Annotated in this window: 20 protein-coding genes; 8 read left to right on the forward strand and 12 right to left on the reverse strand. The window is 71.5% G+C overall.

The window, feature by feature from the left end; all coding sequences use genetic code 11:
• Positions 1 to 58 precede the first annotated feature (58 nt).
• The 5 genes from glgB to KJK29_RS37985 form a co-directional block, all read right to left on the reverse strand.
• A complete protein-coding gene (gene glgB, locus KJK29_RS37965; RefSeq protein ID WP_215123962.1) occupies positions 59 to 2,266 on the reverse strand; it encodes a 1,4-alpha-glucan branching enzyme in 2,208 nt (735 codons plus the stop codon).
• A gap of 3 nt (positions 2,267 to 2,269) precedes the next feature.
• Positions 2,270 to 3,640, reverse strand: a complete 1,371-nt coding sequence (locus KJK29_RS37970) for a maltokinase N-terminal cap-like domain-containing protein (protein WP_215123963.1) — start codon at positions 3,638 to 3,640, stop codon at positions 2,270 to 2,272.
• Positions 3,641 to 3,668: 28 nt separating this feature from the next.
• The gene (gene treS, locus KJK29_RS37975) at positions 3,669 to 5,387 is read right to left on the reverse strand and encodes a maltose alpha-D-glucosyltransferase (RefSeq protein ID WP_215123964.1); all 1,719 of its coding nucleotides are present in this window, start codon (positions 5,385 to 5,387) and stop codon (positions 3,669 to 3,671) included.
• Complete coding sequence (locus KJK29_RS37980) at positions 5,384 to 7,381, reverse strand: alpha-1,4-glucan--maltose-1-phosphate maltosyltransferase (RefSeq protein WP_215123965.1); 1,998 nt, start codon at positions 7,379 to 7,381, stop codon at positions 5,384 to 5,386. Before KJK29_RS37980 ends, treS begins: the two co-directional genes overlap by 4 nt.
• Before the next feature lie 75 nt (positions 7,382 to 7,456).
• Positions 7,457 to 7,780, reverse strand: coding sequence for a DUF5133 domain-containing protein (locus KJK29_RS37985; RefSeq protein ID WP_215123966.1), 324 nt, complete (start codon positions 7,778 to 7,780; stop codon positions 7,457 to 7,459).
• A 363-nt stretch (positions 7,781 to 8,143) separates the two neighbouring features.
• Between KJK29_RS37985 and KJK29_RS37990 the strand changes: the two genes are divergently transcribed.
• Complete coding sequence (locus KJK29_RS37990; protein ID WP_215123967.1) at positions 8,144 to 8,656, forward strand: pep a2; 513 nt, start codon at positions 8,144 to 8,146, stop codon at positions 8,654 to 8,656.
• Positions 8,653 to 10,797 carry a glycogen debranching protein GlgX gene (gene glgX, locus KJK29_RS37995; protein ID WP_215123968.1) on the forward strand — a complete coding sequence of 715 codons (2,145 nt, stop codon included), beginning with the start codon at positions 8,653 to 8,655 and terminating at the stop codon, positions 10,795 to 10,797. The genes KJK29_RS37990 and glgX overlap by 4 nt, the downstream gene beginning before the upstream one ends.
• Positions 10,798 to 10,803: 6 nt before the next feature.
• Here glgX and KJK29_RS38000 read toward each other — a convergent pair whose 3' ends face one another.
• Complete coding sequence (locus KJK29_RS38000) at positions 10,804 to 11,607, reverse strand: VOC family protein (protein WP_215123969.1); 804 nt, start codon at positions 11,605 to 11,607, stop codon at positions 10,804 to 10,806.
• A 251-nt stretch (positions 11,608 to 11,858) separates the two neighbouring features.
• On the opposite strand from KJK29_RS38000, the gene KJK29_RS38005 reads away from it, so the two are divergent.
• Entirely contained in the window at positions 11,859 to 12,179 is a 321-nt protein-coding gene (locus KJK29_RS38005; RefSeq protein WP_215123970.1) for an ANTAR domain-containing protein, read from the forward strand.
• A 22-nt stretch (positions 12,180 to 12,201) separates the two neighbouring features.
• Here KJK29_RS38005 and KJK29_RS38010 read toward each other — a convergent pair whose 3' ends face one another.
• On the reverse strand, positions 12,202 to 12,993 hold the full coding sequence (locus tag KJK29_RS38010; RefSeq protein ID WP_215123971.1) for an RNA polymerase sigma factor SigF: 792 nt from the start codon (positions 12,991 to 12,993) through the stop codon (positions 12,202 to 12,204).
• 260 nt (positions 12,994 to 13,253) lie between these two features.
• On the opposite strand from KJK29_RS38010, the gene KJK29_RS38015 reads away from it, so the two are divergent.
• The 4 genes from KJK29_RS38015 (at position 13,254) to KJK29_RS38030 (ending at position 16,096) form a co-directional block, all read left to right on the forward strand.
• Positions 13,254 to 13,709 (forward strand): MarR family winged helix-turn-helix transcriptional regulator, encoded by a 456-nt coding sequence (locus KJK29_RS38015; RefSeq protein WP_215123972.1) that lies wholly within the window; start codon positions 13,254 to 13,256, stop codon positions 13,707 to 13,709.
• A complete protein-coding gene (locus KJK29_RS38020) occupies positions 13,706 to 14,563 on the forward strand; it encodes an ABC transporter ATP-binding protein (protein ID WP_215123973.1) in 858 nt (285 codons plus the stop codon). Before KJK29_RS38015 ends, KJK29_RS38020 begins: the two co-directional genes overlap by 4 nt.
• Positions 14,523 to 15,383: an ABC transporter permease gene (locus KJK29_RS38025; protein ID WP_215123974.1), complete on the forward strand. Its 861-nt coding sequence runs from the start codon at positions 14,523 to 14,525 to the stop codon at positions 15,381 to 15,383. The genes KJK29_RS38020 and KJK29_RS38025 overlap by 41 nt, the downstream gene beginning before the upstream one ends.
• Before the next feature lie 191 nt (positions 15,384 to 15,574).
• Positions 15,575 to 16,096 carry a hypothetical protein gene (locus KJK29_RS38030; RefSeq protein WP_215123975.1) on the forward strand — a complete coding sequence of 174 codons (522 nt, stop codon included), beginning with the start codon at positions 15,575 to 15,577 and terminating at the stop codon, positions 16,094 to 16,096.
• Between the two features lie 28 nt (positions 16,097 to 16,124).
• Here the strand turns inward: KJK29_RS38030 and hemC are convergent, their stop codons facing one another.
• From hemC to ligD, 4 genes are all read right to left on the reverse strand, one after another.
• Positions 16,125 to 17,060, reverse strand: coding sequence for a hydroxymethylbilane synthase (gene hemC / locus KJK29_RS38035; RefSeq protein ID WP_215123976.1), 936 nt, complete (start codon positions 17,058 to 17,060; stop codon positions 16,125 to 16,127).
• A gap of 69 nt (positions 17,061 to 17,129) precedes the next feature.
• Positions 17,130 to 18,152, reverse strand: a complete 1,023-nt coding sequence (locus tag KJK29_RS38040; RefSeq protein ID WP_215123977.1) for a questin oxidase family protein — start codon at positions 18,150 to 18,152, stop codon at positions 17,130 to 17,132.
• A 124-nt stretch (positions 18,153 to 18,276) separates the two neighbouring features.
• On the reverse strand, positions 18,277 to 19,050 hold the full coding sequence (locus KJK29_RS38045; RefSeq protein WP_215123978.1) for an NPP1 family protein: 774 nt from the start codon (positions 19,048 to 19,050) through the stop codon (positions 18,277 to 18,279).
• A 144-nt stretch (positions 19,051 to 19,194) separates the two neighbouring features.
• Positions 19,195 to 20,175 (reverse strand): non-homologous end-joining DNA ligase, encoded by a 981-nt coding sequence (ligD, locus tag KJK29_RS38050; protein ID WP_215123979.1) that lies wholly within the window; start codon positions 20,173 to 20,175, stop codon positions 19,195 to 19,197.
• A gap of 159 nt (positions 20,176 to 20,334) precedes the next feature.
• On the opposite strand from ligD, the gene KJK29_RS38055 reads away from it, so the two are divergent.
• Positions 20,335 to 20,850: a MarR family winged helix-turn-helix transcriptional regulator gene (locus KJK29_RS38055; RefSeq protein ID WP_215123980.1), complete on the forward strand. Its 516-nt coding sequence runs from the start codon at positions 20,335 to 20,337 to the stop codon at positions 20,848 to 20,850.
• A 33-nt stretch (positions 20,851 to 20,883) separates the two neighbouring features.
• On the opposite strand, the gene KJK29_RS38060 is transcribed toward KJK29_RS38055, so the two are convergent.
• Complete coding sequence (locus KJK29_RS38060; protein WP_215123981.1) at positions 20,884 to 22,077, reverse strand: MFS transporter; 1,194 nt, start codon at positions 22,075 to 22,077, stop codon at positions 20,884 to 20,886.
• Positions 22,078 to 22,095 lie beyond the last annotated feature (18 nt).

Consider the following 22,095-nt stretch of genomic DNA (forward strand, 5'->3'; position numbering starts at 1 on the left):
GGTACGACCCCCAGTGCCCCTCACGGGCGGGTCGGACACCTGCTGCGCCCGCGCGGCGTCACGGAGCGAACGGCCTCAGCCACACGGTGGCCAGCGGCGGCAGCGTGATCCGGACCAGCCCGTTCTCCGGTTTGGCCGGATCCGGGTTGGTGACGCCGCTGCCGCCGTAGCGCGTGTCGTCGGTGTTGAGGGTCTCCTGCCAGGCGACGACATCGCCTGGGACCCAGAGGCCGTAGTCGTGCCGGACGACGGGGGAGAAGTTCGACACCGCCAGCAGCGGGCTGCCCTCGGCGTCGTACCGCAGGAACGCGAAGACGTTGTCGTCGGCCGAGTCCACCGCCACCCACCGGAAGCCCTCCGGCCGGGTGTCGCACTGCCACAGCGCCGGTGTCGCCCGGTAGGCCGTGTTCAGGTCGCGGACCAGATCGCGCACGCCCCGGTGGTCGCCCGCCGAATGGTAGCCCTCGTCGAGCAGCCACCACTCCGGCCCGTGCTCCACCGACCACTCGGCCCCCTGCGCGAACTCCTGCCCCATGAACAGCAGCTGCTTGCCGGGGTGGCCCCACATGAAGCCGAGGTAGGCCCGGGTGCTGGCGCGCCGCTGCCACCAGTCGCCCGGTGCCTTCGACACCAGTGCCTGCTTGCCGTGCACGACCTCGTCGTGGGAGATGGGCAGGACGTAGTTCTCGCTGTACGCGTACACCATCGAGAAGGTCATCTCGTGGTGGTGGTACTTGCGGTGCACCGGCTCGTGGCTCAGGTACTCCAGCGAGTCGTGCATCCAGCCCATGTTCCACTTCAGCCCGAAACCGAGCCCGCCGGTGTCGGTGGGCCGGGTCACGCCGCCCCAGGCGGTGGACTCCTCCGCGATGGTGACCACGCCGGGAGCGCGCCGGTACACGGTCGCGTTCATCTCCTGCAGGAACGCCATGGCCGCCAGGTCCTCGCGGCCGCCGTAGGCGTTGGGCTCCCACTGGCCGTCCTCGCGCGAGTAGTCGAGGTACAGCATCGAGGCGACCGCGTCCACCCGCAGCCCGTCGATGTGGAACTCCTCGCACCAGTACACCGCGTTCGCCACGAGGAAGTTGCGCACCTCGGTGCGGCCGAAGTCGAACTCGTAGGTGCCCCAGTCCGGGTGCTCGGCACGCCGCCCGTCCCCGGGCTCGTACAGCGGGTCCCCGTCGAAGCGGGCCAGCGCCCAGTCGTCCTTCGGGAAGTGCGCCGGCACCCAGTCCATGATCACGCCGATGCCGGCCCGGTGGCAGGCGTCGACGAAGAACCGGAAGTCGTCCGGGGAACCCAGCCGCGCGGTCGGCGCGTAGAAGCCGGTGACCTGGTAGCCCCAGGAGCCGTGGAAGGGGTGCTCGGCGACCGGCATCAGCTCCACGTGCGTGAAGCCGAGGTCCTTGACGTACGCCGGGAGTTCCTCGGCGAGCTGCCGGTAGGTCAGCCCCGGGCGCCAGGAGGCCAGATGCACCTCGTACACCGACATGGGCGCCTCGTGCACCGGTGTGTCGGCGCGGTGCGTCATCCACTCGGCGTCGGCCCACTCGTAGTGCGAGGCCGTCACGATCGAGGCCGTGTTGGGTGGTTCCTCGGTGCGGCGGGCCATCGGGTCCGCCTTGAGGAAGCGCTGCCCGTACCGGGAGTGGATCTCGAACTTGTACGCCGTGCCCTCGCCGACGCCCGGCAGGAACAGCTCCCACACCCCGGACGCGCCGAGCGACCGCATCGGGAACTGCGTCCCGTCCCAGTGGGTGAAGTCGGCGGCGACCCGTACGCCCTGCGCGTTCGGCGCCCACACCGTGAACCGGGTGCCGGTCACGCCCTCGTGGGTCATGGGCTCGGCGCCGAGCGCCTGCCACAGCTGCTCGTGCCGGCCCTCGCGGATCAGGTGCAGGTCGAGTTCGCCGAGCGCGGGCAGGAAGCGGTACGGGTCGTGCGTCTCCTGCTCACCGCCCTCGTACGCCACGTGCAGCGTGTACTCGGGGATCTCCTCCAGCGGCAGCACGCCCGAGAAGAGGCCGTCGCCCTCCGAGACGAGGGCCGTGCGCTTGCCGCCGGTCACGACGCTCACGGAGCGGGCGAAGGGGCGCAGCGCCCGGAACACGATCCCGCCGGGGGCCGGGTGGGCGCCGAGCAGCGCGTGCGGATCGTGGTGGGCGCCCGCCAGCAGGCGCCCGCGGTCCTCCGGGCTCAGGGCGGGCGCGGTCGCGCTCGGGACCGGGCCTGACGGCTCCGGGATTGAGGTGTCTCGCAGGGCCACGGCTCAGTCTCCTCTCACAGCGAGGCGCTCGATCGCCGCCATCGGTACAGGCAGCCAGTCGGGGCGGTGCCGTGCCTCGTACAGCACCTCGTACACGGCCCGGTCCGTCTCATAGGCGCGGAGCAGTCCGTGTTTCTTGCGCGGATCCCAGCCGGCGCGGGCGGCATAGCCCGCGCAGTAGGCCTCGCGGCAGCGCCGCGCCCACTCCGGGCGCCAGGGGCGGCGCTGCCGGGCGGCGTAGTCGAAGGAGCGCAGCATCCCGGCGATGTCCCGCACGGGGGAGTGGGCGCTGCGCCGTTCGGAGAGCGGCCGGGACGGCTCGCCCTCGAAGTCGATGACGAACCACTCGCGCCCGGCCCGCAGCACCTGGCCGAGGTGCAGATCGCCGTGGATGCGCTGCGCGGGCGGCCCGGGGTCGCAGGTGGTGAGGGCGGCGAAAGCGGTCCGCAGGCCCGGCACGAACGGCTGGAGCGCGGGCACGCAGTGGGCGGCGGCGTCCAGCCGCTCGGTCATCGCCGACGCCGTAAGCCCGTTCTCCCCGGGCGCGCCGACCGGGAAGGCCGACGCCAGCGCGAGGTGCACATCCGCCGTGGCCGCGCCGAGCGCCCGGGCCTGGAGGGTGAAGTCGTCCCCGGCGGCCAGGGCGTGCAGCGCCAGTGTCCAGCCGTCGGAGGCGTCCCGCAGATACGGCTGGAGCACACCGAGCGTGGCCTTGAAGGGATGGTTCATCTGGAACCAGGCCACGGGCGCGGGGACCCGGTGGCAGCCCTGGCGGGCCAGCGCCCCGGGCACCTCCAGGTCCGGGTTCACGCCCGGCTGGATGCGCCGGAAGATCTTCAGGATGTACTCGTCGCCGTACACCAGCGAGGAGTTGGACTGCTCCGCGTCGAGCAGCCGCGGCACCAGTCCGGCGGGCACCCGCTGGTCCGGGTCGCAGTCGAAGCGCAGCGGTCCGGCGGTGCCGGGCTGCCGCAGCCGGTCCAGGAGCAGCTGGGCCGAACGGGGATCGTGCAGCGCGTCGTAGACCGTCAGACCGGCCAGCGGCCCGTCCTGCACCTGCCCGATGAGCGCCCGGCCGAGGCGCGGTGCCGGGTGTTCCCGTACGCCGAGCAGGAGCTGGTAGCAGTCGCCGGCCGGGGGAGCGCCGCCCGGCGAGGGCACTCCCGTGTGCCCGGCGTGCGTGGCGTGGACCAGCAGGTGCAGACAGCCCGGGAACAGCTCGGTCATCGACAGCAGGCCGAGCTCCGTGACGGGCCGGTCCTTGCCCGCGAACCAGCGCTGGCGGGGCAGCCAGTCGCGCAGCAGGGCGCCGAGCGACTCCATGGGCTCGGACATGCGGGTGAGGCCCGGGCGCAGGGATGCGGTCTTCGGCATGGTCACGCCTCCTCGTCCCGGCGCGTGCTCACAGTCGCCGTCCGATGCGGGATGCGACTCGGGTGAGCCGGAACCAGTAGAAGCCGTGACCCCCGAGGGTCAGCAGATACGGCAGCTCGCCGATGGCCGGGAAGCGCACCCCGCCGAACAGCTCCACCGGATGCCGCCCGGCGAACTCGCGCAGATCGAGTTCGGTGGGCTGCGCGAACCGCGCGAAGTTGTTCACGCACAGCACCAGGTCGTCCTCGTACTCGCGCAGGAACGCCAGCACCGCCGGGTTGGAGGAGGGCAGTTCGGTGTAGGTGCCGAGTCCGAAGGCGGGGTTCTGCTTGCGGATCTCGATCATGCGGTGGGTCCAGTGCAGCAGCGAGGACGGCGAGGACATCGACGCCTCGACATTGGTCACCTGGTGGCCGTAGACCGGGTCCATGATCGCCGGGAGGAAGAGGCGGCCCGGGTCGCAGGTGGAGAACCCGGCGTTGCGGTCCGGGGTCCACTGCATGGGGGTCCGGACGGCGTCCCGGTCGCCGAGCCAGATGTTGTCGCCCATGCCGATCTCGTCGCCGTAGTAGAGGATCGGCGAGCCGGGCAGGGCCAGCAGCAGCGCGGTGAACAGCTCGATCGAGTGCCGGTCGTTGTCGAGCAGGGGGGCGAGGCGCCTGCGGATGCCGATGTTGGCGCGCATGCGGGGGTCCTTGGCGTACTCGGCCCACATGTAGTCGCGCTCTTCGTCGGTGACCATCTCCAGCGTCAGCTCGTCGTGGTTGCGCAGGAAGATGCCCCACTGGCAGTTCGCGGGGATGGCCGGGGTCTTCGCCAGGATTTCCGACACCGGGTAGCGCGACTCACGGCGCACGGCCATGAAGATGCGCGGCATGACCGGGAAGTGGAAGGCCATGTGGCACTCGTCGCCGCCCTTGGCGAAGTCGCCGAAATAGTCGACGACGTCCTCGGGCCACTGGTTGGCCTCGGCGAGCAGCACCGTGTCCGGGTACTGCGCGTCGATCTCCTTGCGCACCCGCTTGAGGAACGTGTGGGAGGCGGGCAGGTTCTCGCAGTTGGTGCCCTCCGCCGCGTACAGATACGGCACCGCGTCCAGCCGGAAGCCGTCGATGCCCAGGTCCAGCCAGAACTTCAGCGCGGCCAGGATCTCCTCCTGGACGCGCGGGTTCTCGTAGTTGAGGTCGGGCTGGTGCGAGAAGAAGCGGTGGAAGAAGTACTGGCCGCGCACCGGGTCGTACGTCCAGTTCGACGTCTCCGTGTCGACGAAGATGATCCGGGCGTCCGGATAACCCTTGTCGTCGTCGGCCCACATGTAGTAGTCGCCGTAGGGCCCGTCCGGGTCCTTCCTCGACTCCTGGAACCACGCGTGCTCGTCACTGGTGTGGTTCATGACGAAGTCGATGATCACGCGCATGCCGCGCTGGTGGGCGGCGTCCACGAACTCCACGAAGTCGGCGAGGTCGCCGAACTCGGGGAGGACGGCCGTGTAGTCGGAGACGTCGTAGCCGCCGTCGCGGAGCGGGGACTTGAAGAACGGCGGCAGCCACAGGCAGTCGACGCCGAGCCACTGGAGGTAGTCCAGCTTGGCGGTCAGGCCTTTCAGGTCTCCGACACCGTCGCCGTTGCTGTCCTGGAACGAGCGGACGAGCACCTCGTAGAAGACGGCGCGCTTGAACCACTCCGGGTCCCGGTCCCTGACGGGGGTGTCCTCGAAGGTGTCCAGCACGGGCTCGTTCACGGTCATGACGTTCCTGTCCCTCCGATCGCTTGCGCGGCGGGCGGTGACAGGACGTGGAAGACGTGCGCGGGAGCCCGCCCCGGCTCGAGACGCACGTAGTTGTTCCTGCTCCAGAGGTAGGTCTCGCCGGTGAGCTCGTCGCGCACCGGCACCGACTCGTGCCAGTCCAGGCCGAGTCGCGGCATGTCCAGCGAGACCGTCGCCTCCTGGGCGTGGTGGGGGTCGAGGTTGGCGACCACCAGGACGACGTCGTTCCCCGTGCGCTTGCTGTACGCGATGAGGGAGTCGTTGTCGGTGTGGTGGAAGCGGAGATTCCTGAGCCGGCACAGCGCCGGGTGTTCCCGCCGGATGGTGTTGAGCCTGGTCAGCAGCCGGGTGATGCTGCGTCCCTCGCGCTCGGCCGCTTCCCAGTCGCGGCGGGTGAGCTGGTACTTCTCCGAGTGGAGGTACTCCTCGCTGCCTTCCTTGAGCGGGGTGTTCTCGCAGAGTTCGTAGCCGGAGTAGATGCCCCAGGTCGGGGAGAGGGTCGCGGCGAGGACGGCCCGGACCTCGAAGGCGGGGCGTCCGCCGTTCTGGAGGTAGGCGTGCAGGATGTCGGGGGTGTTGGCGAAGAAGTTCGGCCGCATGTAGGAGGCGGCTTCGCCGGAGAGTTCGGTGAGGTAGTCGGTCAGTTCCTGCTTGGTGTTGCGCCAGGTGAAGTAGGTGTAGGACTGCTGGAAGCCGATCTGGGCCAGGGTGGCCATCATCGCCGGGCGGGTGAAGGCCTCGGCCAGGAAGATCACGTCCGGGTCGGTGCGGTTGATGTCCGCGATGACCCGCTCCCAGAAGACGACCGGCTTGGTGTGCGGGTTGTCCACGCGGAAGATCCGCACGCCGGTGTCCATCCAGTGCCGCAGGATGCGCACGGTCTCGGCGATGAGGCCGTCCATGTCGGCGTCGAAGGCGATGGGGTAGATGTCCTGGTACTTCTTCGGCGGGTTCTCGGCGTAGGCGATGGTGCCGTCGGGGCGGTGGTGGAACCACTCAGGGTGCTTCTGCACCCAGGGGTGGTCCGGCGAGCACTGCAACGCGAAGTCGAGGGCCACCTCCATGCCCAGGTCCCGGGCCTGGTCGACGAACCAGGTGAAGTCCTCCAGGGTGCCCAGGGCGGGGTGGACGGCGTCGTGGCCGCCCTCGGGGGAGCCGATCGCCCAGGGCACGCCGACGTCGTCGGGGCCGGGGGAGAGGGTGTTGTTCTTGCCCTTGCGGAAGGTCGTGCCGATCGGGTGGATCGGGGGCAGGTAGACGACGTCGAAGCCCATCGCGGCGATCGCCGGGAGGCGCCGGGCCGCGGTGCGGAACGTGCCGTGCGGCTGCTCGCGGGTGCCTTCGGAGCGGGGGAAGAACTCGTACCAGGAGCCGTACAGGGCCCGCTCGCGCTCCACGAGCAGGGGCAGGGGCTCGGAGGTGGTGACCAGGTCCCGGAGGGGATGGCGGGCCAGTACCTCGTCCACCTCTGGCGTCAACGCAGCGGCAAGCCGTGCCGGAGGGGGCAGTGAGTCGTCGCGCAGGGTCCGCGCCGCGCCCAGCAGCACACCGCGGCCGTCGTTCTTCGGCACGCCCGCCGCCGCCCGCTCGTAGAGGTCGGCGCCCTCCTCCAGGACCAGGCCCGGGTCGATGCCCGCCGGCACCTTGATGTCCGCCGCCCGGCGCCAGGTGGCCACCGGATCGCTCCAGGCCTGCACCCGGTACGACCAGCGGCCGACCGCGTCGGCGGTGACCTCGGCGCCCCAGCGGTCGCTGCCCGGGGCCAGCTCCCGCATCGGCGTCCACGGTCCGGGGCGGCCCTCGGGGTCCTTGAGCACCACATTGGCGGCCACCGCGTCGTGCCCCTCCCGGAACACGGTGGCGGTGACCTCGAACGTCTCTCCCACGACCGCCTTCGCCGGCCTGTTGCCGCTCTCCACGGCCGGTCGGACATCCCGTACCGGGATACGGCCGATGGCCCGGGTCCTACTCATGGTCCTCACCTCCACCGTGCTCGGAACCGGGCCCCCAGGGCCCGGTTCATGGGGACAAGATGTGCGGGAAGGTCCTCACCTTCCCGCCGGGTACCGCCGCTCCGCCGCCGCTGGTCTTCGTCGTACCGCGGTCGCCGGACGGGGGCGTTCGTTCTGTTCCTGCAGACAGGTGACCTGCTGCTCCTGCAGATAGGTGAGCTGGTTGGTCCGCAGATACCGCTCGGCCGCGTCCGCCGCCTCCCGCGCGCAGCGCTTGCCCATCAGCACGCAGAGCGTGTAGCCGGAGTCCTCGAACGTGGTCCGCACCGTGCGATCGTTGGGTGCCGCGAGCATCACGCGTTCCCAGGCCCGGTAACGCCGCAACTGCCGGGCGACTTCGGCTTTGGCGGGTAGCAGCATGGCGCCGATCACCTTTCGGGCTCGAGGGGCACGGTCTCCCGACGGCCGGACGGCGGCCGCGCGCACAGCGCCACGGAACCGTCCCGACGATCGAGTTCTGTCACACATGGTGCATGTATGACCACGCAACGTCCTGTTGGAGCTTCAACCAGTGGCGCGTCCGGGTGAGAGGTTCAGGCCACGGAGGCACGCTCGGTCATGGCCCGACCGCCTCGGCCGTGTGCTCGTGTTGCACGAACGGGCTAGCGGCCTCACTCTGAGGGTGACTCAGAAGCGATAGACGCTCACGTTCCGTGCTCGGGGCTCGTACCGCAGGACTGCGGGAGCGAGGAGGAGCTGAGCCTCGCGGTGAGGAGCCGACCGATGAAGACCGCAGTGCCCTGCTACTACCACCTCGACGTGGAAGTCAGCCCGGAACGGGTGGGACAGGTCAGCCGCATTCTGGCCGCTCACCTGAAGTTCTGGGATCTGGACAACCTGATCCAGCCCGTCTGCGGCGGTGCCGAGATGCTGCTCGAGGCCATCGACGAACACGCCACGGACAAGAACACCTCGATCGAGATGTGGTGGAACGGGCAGCACCTGATCACCGCCATCGGGGACAACGACCGCGCCCTGCGCCCCGACCAGGAACTGCGAGGCTGCCTGGAGCACCTCGCGGCGATGAGCGACGGCTGGGGCTGCTGCGCCACCGAGACCGGCAGCAAGGTCATCTGGTTCTCGCAGCGCGCCCGCGCCGGCGAACGCGTCCCGCTGGTGCCGACCGCGCCGGCCCCCCGCGTCAGCGAGGGCCTCGACGTGCCCCGCGAGGTGCGCGTCGCACAACTGGCCGGCCCCGCCGGTGCCCCGGACGAGGTCCTGGAGGAAGCCCGGTGACCCGTCGGCGGAACAGGACAGGGGCGTCCGCCTGGAGCGGGCGCCCCTATCCGCTGGGCGCGTCCTACGACGGGGAGGGCACCAACTTCGCCCTCTTCAGCGAGGTCGCCGAGCGGGTCGAGCTGGTCCTCGTCGACGACGACGGCACCCACACCCAGGTGCCGCTGGCCGAGGTCGACGGCTTCGTATGGCACGGCTACCTCCCCGGCGTCGGCCCCGGCACCCGGTACGGCTACCGCGTGCACGGCCCGTGGGCCCCGGCCGCCGGCCACCGCTGCAACCCGGCGAAGCTTCTGCTAGACCCGTACGCCCGCGCCGTGGACGGTCAGATCGACAACCACCCCTCGCTCCACGAGCGGAACCCGGACGGCCCCGACCCGGCCGACAGCGCCGGGCACACCATGCTCGGCGTGGTGACCGACCCGGCCTTCGACTGGGGCGACGACCGCCCGCCCAGCCGTGCCTACGCCGACACGGTGATCTACGAGACCCACGTCAAGGGCTTCACACGCACCCACCCCGGGGTGCCCGCCGAGCTCCGCGGCACCTACGCCGGACTGGCCCACCCCGCGGCCGTCGAGCACCTCACCTCGCTCGGCGTCACGGCCGTCGAGCTGATGCCGGTCCACCAGTTCGTCCAGGACGGCGTGCTCCAGGGCCGCGACCTCGCCAACTACTGGGGCTACAACACCATCGGCTTCTTCGCCCCGCACAACGCCTACGCCGCGCACGGCACCCGAGGCCAGCAGGTCGCCGAGTTCAAGTCGATGGTGAAGACCCTGCACGCGGCCGGGCTCGAAGTGATCCTCGACGTCGTCTACAACCACACCGCCGAGGGCAACGAGAAGGGCCCCACCCTGTCCTTCCGGGGCATCGACAACTGCTCGTACTACCGTCTGGTCGACGGCGACTGGGAGCACTACTACGACACCACCGGCACCGGCAACAGCCTGCTGATGCGCCACCCCTACGTACTCCAGCTGATCATGGACTCGCTGCGGTACTGGGTCACCGAGATGCATGTCGACGGCTTCCGCTTCGACCTCGCGGCCACGCTGGCCCGGCAGTTCCACGAGGTGGACCGGCTGTCGGCGTTCTTCGACCTCATCCAGCAGGACCCGGTGATCAGCCGCGTCAAGCTGATCGCCGAGCCGTGGGACGTCGGCGAGGGCGGCTACCAGGTGGGCAACTTCCCGCCGCTGTGGTCGGAGTGGAACGGCATGTACCGCGACGCCGTCCGCGACTTCTGGCGGGGCGAGGATCACACGCTCGGAGAGTACGCCTCACGGCTCACCGGCTCCTCCGACCTCTACGCCCACAGCAGGCGCCGGCCCCGCGCCAGCGTCAACTTCGTCACCGCGCACGACGGTTTCACCCTGCGCGACCTCGTCTCCTACAACGACAAGCACAACGAGGCCAACGGCGAGGACAACCAGGACGGCGAGAACACCAACCGCTCCTGGAACTGCGGCGCCGAGGGCCCCACCCGCGACCCGGCCGTACGGGAACTGCGCACCCGCATGCAGCGCAACCTCCTCGCCACCCTGCTGCTCTCCCAGGGCATCCCGATGCTCTCCCACGGCGACGAACTCGGACGCACCCAGCGCGGCAACAACAACGCCTACTGCCAGGACAACGAGATCTCCTGGATCGACTGGCGGCTCACCGACGAACAGCGCGACCTGCTGGCGTTCACCCGGTACGTCATCCGGCTGCGCACCGCGCACCCCGTGCTGCGCCGGCGCCGCTTCTTCCTGGGCGAGACCCTCACCCGCGCGGACCAGCCGCTGCCCGACCTGGTGTGGCTGGCGCCCGACGCCCAGGAGATGACCGACGACGACTGGCAGCGCGGCGACGCGCACTCGGTCGGCGTCTTCCTCAACGGCGACGCCATCGCCGAACCCGATCCCCGCGGCCGGCCCGTCGTCGACGACTCCTTCCTGCTGCTGACCAACAGCCACTGGGAGCCGGTGGACTTCCGCCTGCCGGACGCCGCCTACGGCGAGCGCTGGACGGCGCTGATCGACACCGCCGACCCGGAGGGCACCCCCGACGAGACGGAGCACAAGGCGAGCACGGGCCTCACCGTCGGTGCGCGCAGCCTGGTCCTGCTGTCCCGGCCGTCCCGGAAGACCGGCTGAGCCGGATCAGCGGCCCCGGCGCGAGGTCACCGTGAACTGGGCGCCGTCGTGGTCGCGCAGCACGGCCTCGTCCCCGCCCTTGGACAGCACACTGCCGCCGTGCAGCTCCGCCGTGCGGGCACAGGCCTCCACGTCGTCGACGGTGAAGTGGACCTGCCAGTGCGGCCGGATCGTCGGGTCGGGGGCCGACTCCAGCGCCCCCGACTCGATCCGTGCCACCACGTCACCGCCGCTGCGCAGCACGACCTCCCCGCCCTCGTAGTGGACCTCGCAGCCGCCGGTGCGCTGTGTCGCCCAGTCGAGGACCTCGCCGTAGAAGATGGCCGCGTCGAAGGCGTCACGCGTGTGCAGCGTGATGAAGACCGGCTGCGCGTTGCGCCAGGTCTCCCAGTCGGTGAACAGGTCGCCCTCCCAGATCCCGAAGGTCGCCCCGTCCCGGTCCGCGAGCAGCGCCGCCCGCCCGGGCGGCAGGGAGATCGGCCCGACGGCGGTGGTGCCCATGCGTTCCTGGACGCGCGCCACCGCCTCGTCCGCGCTGCGCACGGCGAAGTACGGCGTCCACGCCACCGCCATCTGCCACATGGTCGCCACGCCCGCGATCCCGGCCACCGGCGAGCCGTCCGCCAGCGCGATCCGGTGCCGGTCGCCCAGCTTGGCCGGCCGCCACTGCCAGCCCAGCACGGCACTGTAGAACTCCTCCGTCGCCTTGACGTCCCGGCTGGTCAGGCTCACCCAACAGGGCGCGCCGACCACGGAGTGTGATGAGACGACGTCCTTCGTGCCGGACGGGGCGGGCATGTCGTGGTTCATGGTGTCGCGTCCTGATCTCGTCGGCCTGGCAGCCACCGGAGGATTGCACCCAGTGTCCAACCGGAACCGCTGTGGGCGCCTGCCGAGTACCCCGGCGGCGACGCACAAACGGTGTCGTGAACCGGCCTGGTCCGCCCCGGTGGCACCGGGCGGGCCGAGTGACGACGATGGATGGGTCGGACACTGCGTCAAGGCACTCAAGCACCCTGCGAGGCCACACGGACAGCGGCGCACCGGACCCGGAGGTGACCATGCCCACGGACGGGGGCTCGGAGCGGATCTTCGAGCTGCAGGAGGAGATCCAGCAGCTCAAGGAGGCGGTCGTCTCCCACGCCGTCGTGGACCAGGCGATCGGGATGGTCGTGGCGCTCGGCCGGGTCTCGCCCGACCAGGGGTGGGCCGTGCTGAAGGACGTCTCCCAGCACACCAACATCAAGCTGCGCAACGTCGCGGAACTGATCCTCGTCTGGGGGCGCACCGGCATGATGCCCCAGGGGATACGGGCCGCGCTGGAGGACGCCCTCGACCGCGCCGGACCGACGCAGATCCCGGGAACACCGCCGGAGGCCTGATCCCCCGGCGGTCCCGAGCGGCTCATCCGGTCTCGGCCAGCAGCTCCTCACGCAGATGGGCGAAGCAACTGCTGAGCAGCCGGGAGACGTGCATCTGCGAGATGCCGAGCTGCTCGGCGATGCGGCTCTGCGTCATGCCCTTGAAGAACCGCAGATAGAGGATGATCCGCTCGCGCTCCGGCAGCGCTTCCAGACAGGGCCTGACGGCCACCCGGTTGACCACGGTGTCGAAGGCCGGGTCAGGACCGCCGATCGCGTCCCCGAGGGCGTAGCCGTCCGTCCCCGGCATCTCAGCCTCCAGCGACAGCGCGGAGAAGCACTCCAGGGCCTCCATGCCGGTGCGCACCTCGCCCTCGGTGAGGTGGGCGTACTCGGCGATCTCGGCGACCGTGGGGGAGCGGCCGGGGGTGGTCTGGGACAGCTCCTTGGCGGCGTGCCGCACCCGGTTGCGCAGGTCCTGGACCCGGCGGGGCACGTGCAGCGTCCACATGTGGTCACGGAAGTGGCGCTTGATCTCGCCGGTGACCGTGGGGACGGCGTAGGCCTCGAAGGCGTTGCCGCGCGCCGGGTCGTAGTGGTCGACGGCCTTGACGAGGCCGAGGGCGGCCACCTGGTACAGGTCCTCCAGGGCCTCGCCCCGGCCGCGGAAACGGACGGCGATCCGCTCGGCCATGGGCAGCCAGGCCTCGACCAGCTCGTCGCGCAGGGCCTTGCGCTCGGGCCCCTCGGGCAGCTTCGCGAGACGTTCGAACGCCGCGGCGGTGTCGGGGGCGTCGTCGTGGGGGTGCGTTCTGGTGCTGCCGGCGATACGCATGATGCGCACCTCCCTGAGCAGGTGCCGAATGGACAGACACCGTGGGAAGGCGCGGACTCGGACCTCACGGCGGGCACCGGGGGCCCGGGCGGCTCCCACGGACGTGCCTCCTGTCCGAAGCACTTCACAGCCCATTCCCGGGCGGGAAGATTACGAAACAATTCAGACAATACGCCCACTTGGCCTTTCTTGACTTCTCTTGGCCTCCCTTGACCTCTCCTTGGGTCGATTAGCTCTGCTACAGAACTAATCTCGGCCGCATGGAGCCGGAGACCTTCCCCGAAGAGCTGGCCGACGCGCTCGTCGGGGTCCAGCGGCTGATCAGGCGGCGCCTGCGGCGCGAGATGCCCGACCCGCGGCTGCGCGGCGCGGAGGCGGAGCTGCTACGGCTGGTCGTGACCCGCCCCGGGATCGGCATCTCGGACGCCGCCAAGGACCTCGGGCTGGCGGCCAACTCCGTGTCGACCCTGGTCAATCAACTGGCGGGGGCGGGCTATCTGGTCCGCGAGCGGGACCCGGCCGACCGGCGGGCCGCCCGGCTGCTGCCCACACCCGCCGCACGGACACGGCTCGACGCATGGCGCCGGCGGCGCGCCGCCCTCGTACGACGCCATGTGTCCCGCCTGGACGACACGGACCGCCAGGCGCTGCTGGCGGCGATCCCGGCCCTGCGCAAGCTGGCCGACACCCTGCACGAGGAGGCCGAGGAGTCATGACCCGGGACACCGACCCACCCCAGGCCGATGCCGTCGCCTGCACCGGACTCGCCTACGCCTTCGGCGCCGCCAACGCCGTGGACGGGCTCGACCTCACGGTCCGGCAGGGCGAGGTCTTCGGGCTGCTCGGCCCCAACGGCGCCGGCAAGACCACGGCCATCCGCTGCGTCACCACCCTGCTGCCGGTGCCCGCCGGCATGGTCCGCGTCTTCGGCCACGACACCGCCGGCGACCGCATGGCCGTACGCCGCCTGCTCGGCTACGTACCGCAGCAACTGTCCGCGGACGCCGGTCTCACCGGCCGGGAGAACGTCGCTCTGTTCGCCCGCGTCTTCGACGTGCCGCGCCGGGAACGCGCCGAACGCGTGGCCCAGGCCCTGAGGGCGGTCGGTCTCGCCGACGCCGCCGACCGGCTGGCCGCCACGTACTCCGGCGGCATGGTCCGCCGGCTCGAACTCGCTCAGGCCCTGGTCAGCGCGCCGCGCCTGCTGATCCTCGACGAGCCCACCATCGGCCTCGACCCGATCGCCCGCACCGGCGTGTGGGAGCACATCGGCGCCGTCCGCGCGGCCACCGGCATGACCGTGCTCGTGACCACCCACTACATGGACGAGGCCGACCAGTACTGCGACCGGGTCGCCCTCATGCACCGCGGCCGGATCCGCGCCCTCGGCACCCCGGACGAGCTCAGGGAAGGGCTCGGCGCACGCCGCCGCGCCGCGGGCACGGCCACGGACACGCTGCCCACGCTCGAGGACGTCTTCCGTGACGTGGCAGGCAGCGGTCTCGACGACGAGGCAGGAGATTTCCGCGATGTCCGAAGCACCCGCCGCACGGCACGCCGTGTCGGCTGACCCCGTCCGCGACGACACCGTCGCCCTGCTGCTGAAGCCCCCGCGGCCCCGCGCCGGATGGCGGCTGCTGCCCGCCCGCGTCGGCGCGATGTGCGCGGTCGAACTGCAGAAACTGCGCCACGACCGCACCGAGTTGTACACCCGGGCGGTGCAGCCCGCCCTCTGGCTGCTGATCTTCGGTCAGACCTTCACCCGCATCAGGGCGATCCCCACCGGCGGCATCCCCTACGTCGACTACCTGGCGCCCGGCATCATCGCCCAGTCCGCGATGTTCATCGCCATCTTCTACGGCATCCAGATCATCTGGGAGCGCGACGCCGGAATCCTCAACAAGCTGCTCGTCACGCCCACTCCGCGATCGGCTCTGATCACCGGCAAGGCCTTCGCCGCGGGTGTGAAGTCGCTGGTCCAGGCGGTCGTCGTGCTCCTCATCGCGGCCCTGCTCGGCGTGGCGCTGACCTGGAACCCGCTGAAACTGCTCGCCGTCGCCGCGATCGTCGTCCTCGGCTCGGCCTTCTTCTCCTGCCTGTCGATGACCATCGCCGGCATCGTCCTGAGCCGCGACCGCCTCATGGGCTTCGGACAGGCGATCACCATGCCGCTCTTCTTCGGCTCCAACGCCCTCTACCCGGTGTCCGTGATGCCGGGCTGGCTCCAGGCCGTCAGCAAGGCCAACCCTCTCAGCTACGAGGTGGACGCCCTGCGCGGACTCCTCCTCGGCACGCCCCACCATCTGGCGGCCGATTTCGCGGTGCTGCTCGTCGCCGCCGCGCTCGGCGTCACCGCGGCCTCGGCCCTGCTGGGCCGGCTGGCCCGTTGATCTTCACTCGGGAAAGTGATGTGCGGCACGCCTCGGCAACCGCTTTCTCCGACTGTTTCCGGATAACCGCTGGGCACGGCTTGATCGCCGATCAAATGGGATGAACTGCCTGGCCACAGCGCATTCCGCTCATTTGACAGTGCGCTGAGACCACAGATAGGAAGCAGCTTCCAGAGGTCGAGAGGGGCACCGTGTACGAGCCGAACGTGGTCGGGGACTGGCAGGAGTACGACGAGCATGCCGGTCTGCGGGTCCGCGTCCACCGTCTGGAGCCGGCCGAGCCACCCCGCGGCCGTGACGACGCCGCCGACGGGCTGACGTACTTCTGCCTCCGCGTGACCGTCGAGAACCGCGGCCGCCGGCACCTCGGCGTCCATCTCGAGGACGGTCAGATCGACGTACGGATCGGCCCGGACGGCGAGAGCGCCTTCCTCGACTGGCGCAACTCGCAGTTCATCGAGGGCTTCGACGTCTATCCGCTGCGCCGGGCCACCGCCGTGCTGTACGCGGCCGGCACCGAGGCGTCCCTGAGCCTCGTGGACGTCCAGGTCCAGCTGCGCGTCGAAGAGGAGTGGACCGAGCGCCGGCTGTGGTCGGGCGGCATCGGTGTCCACGAGGGGCCCGCCGGGACCCAGCAGGGCGCGGTGCGGGACAGCCTGGCGCACCAGGTGAGCGTCTTCCTGCGGGATCAGGCGGAGGAAGGCACCGCCTGATCCGGCGTCAGGGCATCCCGCCGACCGCTCAGTGCGGGATGCCGTCGATGATCTCGCGGGCGCCCTGACGCAGCAGGGCCACGGCGACCGAGGTGCCGAGCGTGGCCGGGTCGAGCCGGCCCGCCCACTCGTGGGCGTTCAGCCGCGTCTTGCCGTCCGGGGTGAACACACAGGCCCGCAGGGACAGTTCGCCACTGCGGTCCACCCGCGCGAACCCGGCGATGGGGCTGTTGCAGTGCCCCTGCAGCACATGCAGGAACATGCGCTCGGCCGTCGTCTCCCGGTAGGTGTCCGGGTCGCCGAGTCCGCTCACCGCGTCGATGAGGTCCGCGTCGCCCTCGCGGCACTGGAGCGCCAGCACGCCCGCGCCGATGGGCGGCATCATCGCCTCCGTGGACAGGATCTCGCTGATCACGTCCTCCCGGCCGATGCGCTCCAGGCCGGACACCGCGAGCAGCAGCGCGTCGGCCTCTCCGGCGGCGAGCTTCGCCAGGCGGCGGTTGGCGTTGCCGCGGAACGGCACACACTCCAGGTGCGGATGCGTGGCGGCCAGTTGGGCGACCCGGCGCACCGAGGAGGTGCCGATCCGGGTGCCGGCCGGCAGTTCGTCCAGGGTGAGCCCGCCGGGATGGATCAGGGCGTCCCGGATGTCGTCCCGCTTGAGGAACGCGGCGAACACGGTGCCCGCGGGGAGCGGCCGGTCGGCGGGCACGTCCTTCATGCAGTGCACGGCGAGATCGGCCTCCCCGGCCAGCAGCGCCGCGTCGACCTCCTTGGTGAACGCGCCCTTGCCCTCGACCTGGGACAGATCGCCCATCCACTTGTCGCCGGTGGTCTTCACCGGCACGACCTCGGTGCGCACTCCGGGATGGGCGGCGGCCAACTCGGCCCGGACACGCTCCACTTGGGCGAGCGCCATGGGCGAGTCGCGGGAGACGATACGGATCAGTTCGGGGACGGACATGCGGACACGATAGACCCTCTCGCGGACGCGTTCGTGCCGTACCTCCCTCCGACCGCCCGGCGTCGCGCGTCAGTTCGGGACGAGCGGCTCGCTCAGCTCGACCGCGCGCAGCGCCGCGGCGAGGGCCCGCCCGTCGCCGACGTCGAGGGCGGTGTCGGTGAGCTTGATGACGTGTTCGTCGCCATGGGCGAGGGCCGCTTCCAGCACTTCCTCGGGCGTGCGGTCCGGTGCGGGGACGGCGGCGACGGGTTCGGCGGTGGCGTACATGGCGGTGACCGCCGCCGACGCCGTCCAGGCCGCGTGCAGGCTCGGCGCCCACAGCTCACGCGGCAGGGAGGCGAGGGTGCGCAGTACGGCGTTGGGTGCCGTCGCCGCGTGCACCAGCATGATCTCCTGGCCGTGCCCGTGCGTGGCGTACCGGTGCGTCGCGGCCCGGACCAGCTCGGTGAGGCGGGCCCGGGCCGTGTCCGGGTCGCTCACGTCGCCGGCCCACAGCGGCAGTCGCCGTACGGCCGTCAGCCGGTCGGGGAATCCGCCCCGGGGGTCGTCGATCGGCGGCACGGCGTCCAGGGAGCGCGCGGCGTCCGGTGCGGCGGGCAGCGGTTCGACGCCGGAGACGGGGCGGTGCCGGGCCGCCCAGTAGCCCAGTCCGTGCGCGAGTTCGGCGAACCGCGGCGCGTTCTCCCCGGCCTCCAGTGCGCGTACGGCATGCCCGACGCGGATCACGGGGTGAGTGGAGCCGCCGTACATCCCGGGCAGCAGCCGGGGCCACCACACGGCGAGGACCTCCCGCCACGGCCGCTCGGTGAGCGCCCGGGTGAAGTGGGTGATCCAGTCGGCGGCCCGGCGCGGATCCCCCAGGGCCTCCCGCCAGTCGGCGTCGGTCACGGGCGCGAGGGGAGCGGGGAAGTCCTCCAGCTTGTTCCGGTACAGATCCAGCCAGCGGTGCACGGCATCGGCCCGGCCGCGCGCGGTGAGCGCCTCGACGACCATGGGGGCGTGGTTGGTGAGCCGGCCGAGCCGCTCCGGGCCCGAGGCGTGGAGCCGTTCGAGAGCTTCCTCGAGGGTCCCGGTCGTGTCGTGGGTGTCCATGACGCGACGCTATGCGGACGCCCCGCGCCGACGGATCGGACGCGGGGCGGAAGCCGGACCCGCCCGGGGACCTAGATCCCCGGGCGGAGCGAGCGGGATCAGGCGCCGGGATGAGGCGCCGGGATCAGGCGTACGGGTCGAACGCGATGCCGGACGGCTTGGCCGAGGCGAGGTGGTTGGCGAAGTTGGCGTCCTTCAGGCCGAAGTTGGCGCTGCCGAAGTTGTAGGACGTGAGCTTGTCGCGCACCCCGGCCGGGTAGCCGTTCCAGCCGACCAGCGCCGGGTACTGCCAGGTGCCCTTGTGGTTCTCCGGCGGCTCGTCGCCCGAGTTCGCCAGGCGGAAGCAGTGCGTGCTGACGCCGTCCTTGTGGTAGACGATCTTCGCGTGCGTGCCGTCGAAGCGGACCGCGGACGCCGCGTGCACGTCGAACGAGCCGTGGGCGGACGTCGACACGTACTTGACCTGGTTGTCCTGCACGAACACCGCGACGTGCTCGAAGTCGTGCCGGTGGCCGCCGATGCTGCTCCCGGCGACGGCCTGGTCCTTCTCGAAGTAGAGCGCGTACAGGATCGCGCACCAGCCGTTGTTGCACTTGGAGCGCGCGTAGCCGTTGGTGTTGTCCAGGTCCGAGGCGTCGCGGCAGTCGCCGTTGAGGGCGCCGGTCGGGTTGAGCCCGCCGTTGACCGTGCCGTCCGGGCCGATCGCGGGCGTGGAGTAGCAGCCGTCGGTGTCGTAGTCGTAGGCGGGCTGGTACGTCTGCTCCAGCGACTCCGCGTTCGCGGGCAGCGCCCTCGGCGGCGCGGCGAAGGCCGTGGCGGGGAAGGCGAGGACGAGGGCGGCCGCACCGGCCAGACCGGTGACCCATCTCCTGCGGTGTGCGAACGGGCGTGACGACACTGCGTCCTCCTCATGTTCCGGGCGCAGCCCAACGGCTGTGGGGGAAAGGGAGGTTCAGCTTCCAGGCTGAACGCGTCCATGCCAAGAGGAGGGAAGGATCTCAGAAGTGAATCACTGCCCAACAACCGGCGCCCGGGCGCCGCTTCAGACCAAGTCGTCCGGGATGTCCGCCGCCGCCTCCCCGGGCGCGAGATCCGGCCGCAGCCGCAGCCAGGACGGCTGCCGCAACAGGCCCTCCCGGGTGCGGGCGCTGTAGCGGACCTCGCCGACCAAGCGGGGGACGACCCAGTGCGCGCCCGGAGCGCGCGGGGCCGGGTCGAAGGGGCAGATGTCGGTCGCGGCGGCCCGCAGCAGCCCGGCGAGTTCGGTCCGTTCGGCCTCGCTCCAGCCGGTGCCCACGTTCCCGACGTACCGCAGCCGCCCCGCGACACGCTGCCCGACCAGCACCGCGCCCGGCAGCCCGGTGAGCCGTCCCTTGCCGGGCTGCCAGCCGCCGACCAGGACGTCCTCGGTGCGCATGTTGCGGATCTTGATCCAGGCCCGGGAGCGCGTCCCCGGTTCGTACACCGAGTCCAGCCGTTTGCAGACCAGGCCCTCCAGGCCGTGCGCGCGGGTGGCGGCCAGGGCCTCGGCGCCGTGGCCGACCAGTGCGGCCGGGGTCGACCAGGCGGGTCCGGTGAGCGCGAGGTCCTCCAGCGCCGAGCGGCGTCGCGCGTAGGGGAGCCGGATCAGCGCCTGGTCCTTCAGGTGCATCAGGTCGAAGAGCACGAGGTGGACCGGGACCTCCGCGGCTCGCCGCGCCGCCCTGGCGGGTGCGTGGGCCAGGCCCATCCGGGACTGGAGCAACTGGAAGTTCGCGCGGCCCTGTTCGTCCAGGGCCAGGATCTCCCCGTCCAGCACGGCGGGCATGGGCCCGAGCGCGGTGCCCAGCGGCCCCAGTTCGGGATACGCGGCCGTGATGTCCTCCCCGGAGCGGGCCCGCAGCAGCACGCTGCCGTCCCCGGGGAGATAGACCACCACACGCTGGCCGTCCTGCTTGGTCTCGTACGCCCAGCGCGCGTCCTGAGCGGCGGGCGGCAGGGTGCCGGGCGTGGCGAGCATGGGCGGGATCAGCGGCAGGTCCACGGGGTGAGGTGTGGACGCACCGGGGCGCGGTCACGCGCGTTCTCCGCGTCTTTCGCCTGAACGGCGTCGATGTCCGGCGGTGTGGTCTGCCCGGCCGCCGCGATCCGGCTCCTGGAGTGATTTACTTGAGTTACGCAACGAGATGGTAAAGTGGCTCCCATGTCCACACCACCGCTCCCCGACGTCCCCTCCCCGGAAGTGATCGAGATCGAGCGTGCGCTCACCCGTATCACGTACCTGAGCACGCGCGCCCGCCAGCACGAGCGGCTGATGGCCCTGGCGGGCGTGCCGCTCGACCGGGCCGCCGTCGCGCTGCTGCGGCAGGTCGCCGACTCCGAGCCGCTGCGGCCGGGGGAACTCGCCGCGCGGCTGGGTGTGGAAGCCTCGCACGTCACGCGCACGGTGCAGCAGTTGCAGAAGTCCGGCTACGTCACCCGCGTCCCCGACCCCGACGACCGGCGCGCCCAGCGCATCGAGCTCACCGACGCCGGCCGGCAGGCCATCGCCAAGGTCCGCGAGGCCGGCGTCCGCGGCATGCAGATGGCCCTGTCCGACTGGTCGCCCGAGGAGCTGCGGCAGCTCGCCGGCCTCTTCCACCGCATGGTCGACGACTTCCTCGCCCACGCCGTCGAGGAGGAGCCCGAGCCGCAGACCGCGCCGGTGGGCGGCCCTTGATCCAGGCTGCCGTGGGTCGCGTCTGATGACAGGTCACCGTGCGGCCGGGTCCCGCGGATCCGACCGCTCGGCGACCGAGGGGCCCGGCGGCGAGGGCTCGCGCAGTCGGCACAGCAGGAGGCGGCCCAGTGCGGGCAGCGCGATCAGTGGGAGTAGCGCCGTCCGAAGGGACGTCGCGTCGGCCAGGGCTCCGATCGCGGGGGCGGCGAGGCCGCCGACGCTCACGGTCAGGCCCAGCGTGACACCGCTCGCGGTGCCCACGCGCCGGGGCAGAAAGTCCTGGCCCAGAGTGATGTGCAGCGAGAACGGCACGTACAGGCCCGCCGACGTCAGCGCGACGAACGGATACACCGCGGGCCCGGGAACCAGGACCAGACCGGCCACGGCCAGGACGGTCAGGGCGTACGACCGGCGCACCACCGCCATCCGCCCGTACCGCTCGGCCAGCCTGCCCCCGGCCAGCGTGCCCACCGCGCCACCGGCGTAGAGCACGAACAGCGCCGCCGTACCGGCCGCCTCCCCACCCCCGGTGCGCTCCCGCACATACAGGGAGACGAACGCGCTCAGGCCGACGAACACGACCGAGCGGCACACCACAGCCCCGGACATCCGCAGGAACGACGCCCAGTCGTCCCGGCCCTCGGCGACGGACGCGCCGCCGCCCTCGCCCCAGGACCCGGCCGAGCGCACCGCCGCCGCGCACAGGGCCGCGCCCGCCAGGGCGGGGACGACCAGGAGAGGTGAGGCGTCCAGCCCGCCCGTGGCCACCACGGCGAAGACCAGCAGGGGTGCCAGGGCGAAACCGGCGTTGCCGCCGAAGGAGAACCAGCTCATCCCCGTGTGCCGACCGCGCGCGACGGCCCGCGCCACCCGGGCGGCCTCCGGATGGTAGGCGGCCACACCGACCCCCGACACGGCGACCGCCGCCAGGGTCAGCGCGTAGGAGCCGGTCACGCCGCTCAGCGCCACGCCGGCCCCGGCCGTCAGCGCGCTGAGCGGCAGCAGCCACGGCATCGCCCGCCGGTCGGTGAGCACCCCGAACAGCGGCTGCACCAGCGACGACAGCAGCGAGGCCGCCAGGACGACACCCGAAGCGGCGGCATAGGAGTAGGCGCGCTCGGCGACGAAGTACGGCACCAGAGCGGCCACGGCTCCCTGGTACACGTCCACGCAGGCGTGCCCCAGGGACATCAACAGGACGGGTCGGTCGCGTCTCGAAGCGGTCATCCGGCGATCGTCCTCGGC

The sequence above is a fragment of the Streptomyces koelreuteriae genome (assembly GCF_018604545.1).
GTDB classification, from domain to species: Bacteria; Actinomycetota; Actinomycetes; order Streptomycetales; family Streptomycetaceae; genus Streptomyces; species Streptomyces koelreuteriae.

What these genes read in the sequence shown, in the direction of transcription:
- KJK29_RS38040 (WP_215123977.1), bottom strand. Translation starts at nt 18,152, where the DNA reads ATGGACACCCACGACACGACCGGGACCCTCGAGGAAGCTCTCGAACGG.
- KJK29_RS38000 (WP_215123969.1), bottom strand. Translation starts at nt 11,607, where the DNA reads ATGAACCACGACATGCCCGCCCCGTCCGGCACGAAGGACGTCGTCTCA.
- KJK29_RS37970 (WP_215123963.1), bottom strand. Translation starts at nt 3,640, where the DNA reads ATGCCGAAGACCGCATCCCTGCGCCCGGGCCTCACCCGCATGTCCGAG.
- KJK29_RS38020 (WP_215123973.1), top strand. Translation starts at nt 13,706, where the DNA reads ATGACCCGGGACACCGACCCACCCCAGGCCGATGCCGTCGCCTGCACC.
- KJK29_RS38025 (WP_215123974.1), top strand. Translation starts at nt 14,523, where the DNA reads ATGTCCGAAGCACCCGCCGCACGGCACGCCGTGTCGGCTGACCCCGTC.
- KJK29_RS38010 (WP_215123971.1), bottom strand. Translation starts at nt 12,993, where the DNA reads ATGCGTATCGCCGGCAGCACCAGAACGCACCCCCACGACGACGCCCCC.
- hemC (WP_215123976.1), bottom strand. Translation starts at nt 17,060, where the DNA reads ATGTCCGTCCCCGAACTGATCCGTATCGTCTCCCGCGACTCGCCCATG.
- KJK29_RS38005 (WP_215123970.1), top strand. Translation starts at nt 11,859, where the DNA reads ATGCCCACGGACGGGGGCTCGGAGCGGATCTTCGAGCTGCAGGAGGAG.
- KJK29_RS37990 (WP_215123967.1), top strand. Translation starts at nt 8,144, where the DNA reads ATGAAGACCGCAGTGCCCTGCTACTACCACCTCGACGTGGAAGTCAGC.
- KJK29_RS38060 (WP_215123981.1), bottom strand. Translation starts at nt 22,077, where the DNA reads ATGACCGCTTCGAGACGCGACCGACCCGTCCTGTTGATGTCCCTGGGG.
- KJK29_RS37985 (WP_215123966.1), bottom strand. Translation starts at nt 7,780, where the DNA reads ATGCTGCTACCCGCCAAAGCCGAAGTCGCCCGGCAGTTGCGGCGTTAC.
- KJK29_RS38055 (WP_215123980.1), top strand. Translation starts at nt 20,335, where the DNA reads ATGTCCACACCACCGCTCCCCGACGTCCCCTCCCCGGAAGTGATCGAG.
- KJK29_RS37980 (WP_215123965.1), bottom strand. Translation starts at nt 7,381, where the DNA reads ATGAGTAGGACCCGGGCCATCGGCCGTATCCCGGTACGGGATGTCCGA.
- KJK29_RS38015 (WP_215123972.1), top strand. Translation starts at nt 13,254, where the DNA reads ATGGAGCCGGAGACCTTCCCCGAAGAGCTGGCCGACGCGCTCGTCGGG.
- treS (WP_215123964.1), bottom strand. Translation starts at nt 5,387, where the DNA reads ATGACCGTGAACGAGCCCGTGCTGGACACCTTCGAGGACACCCCCGTC.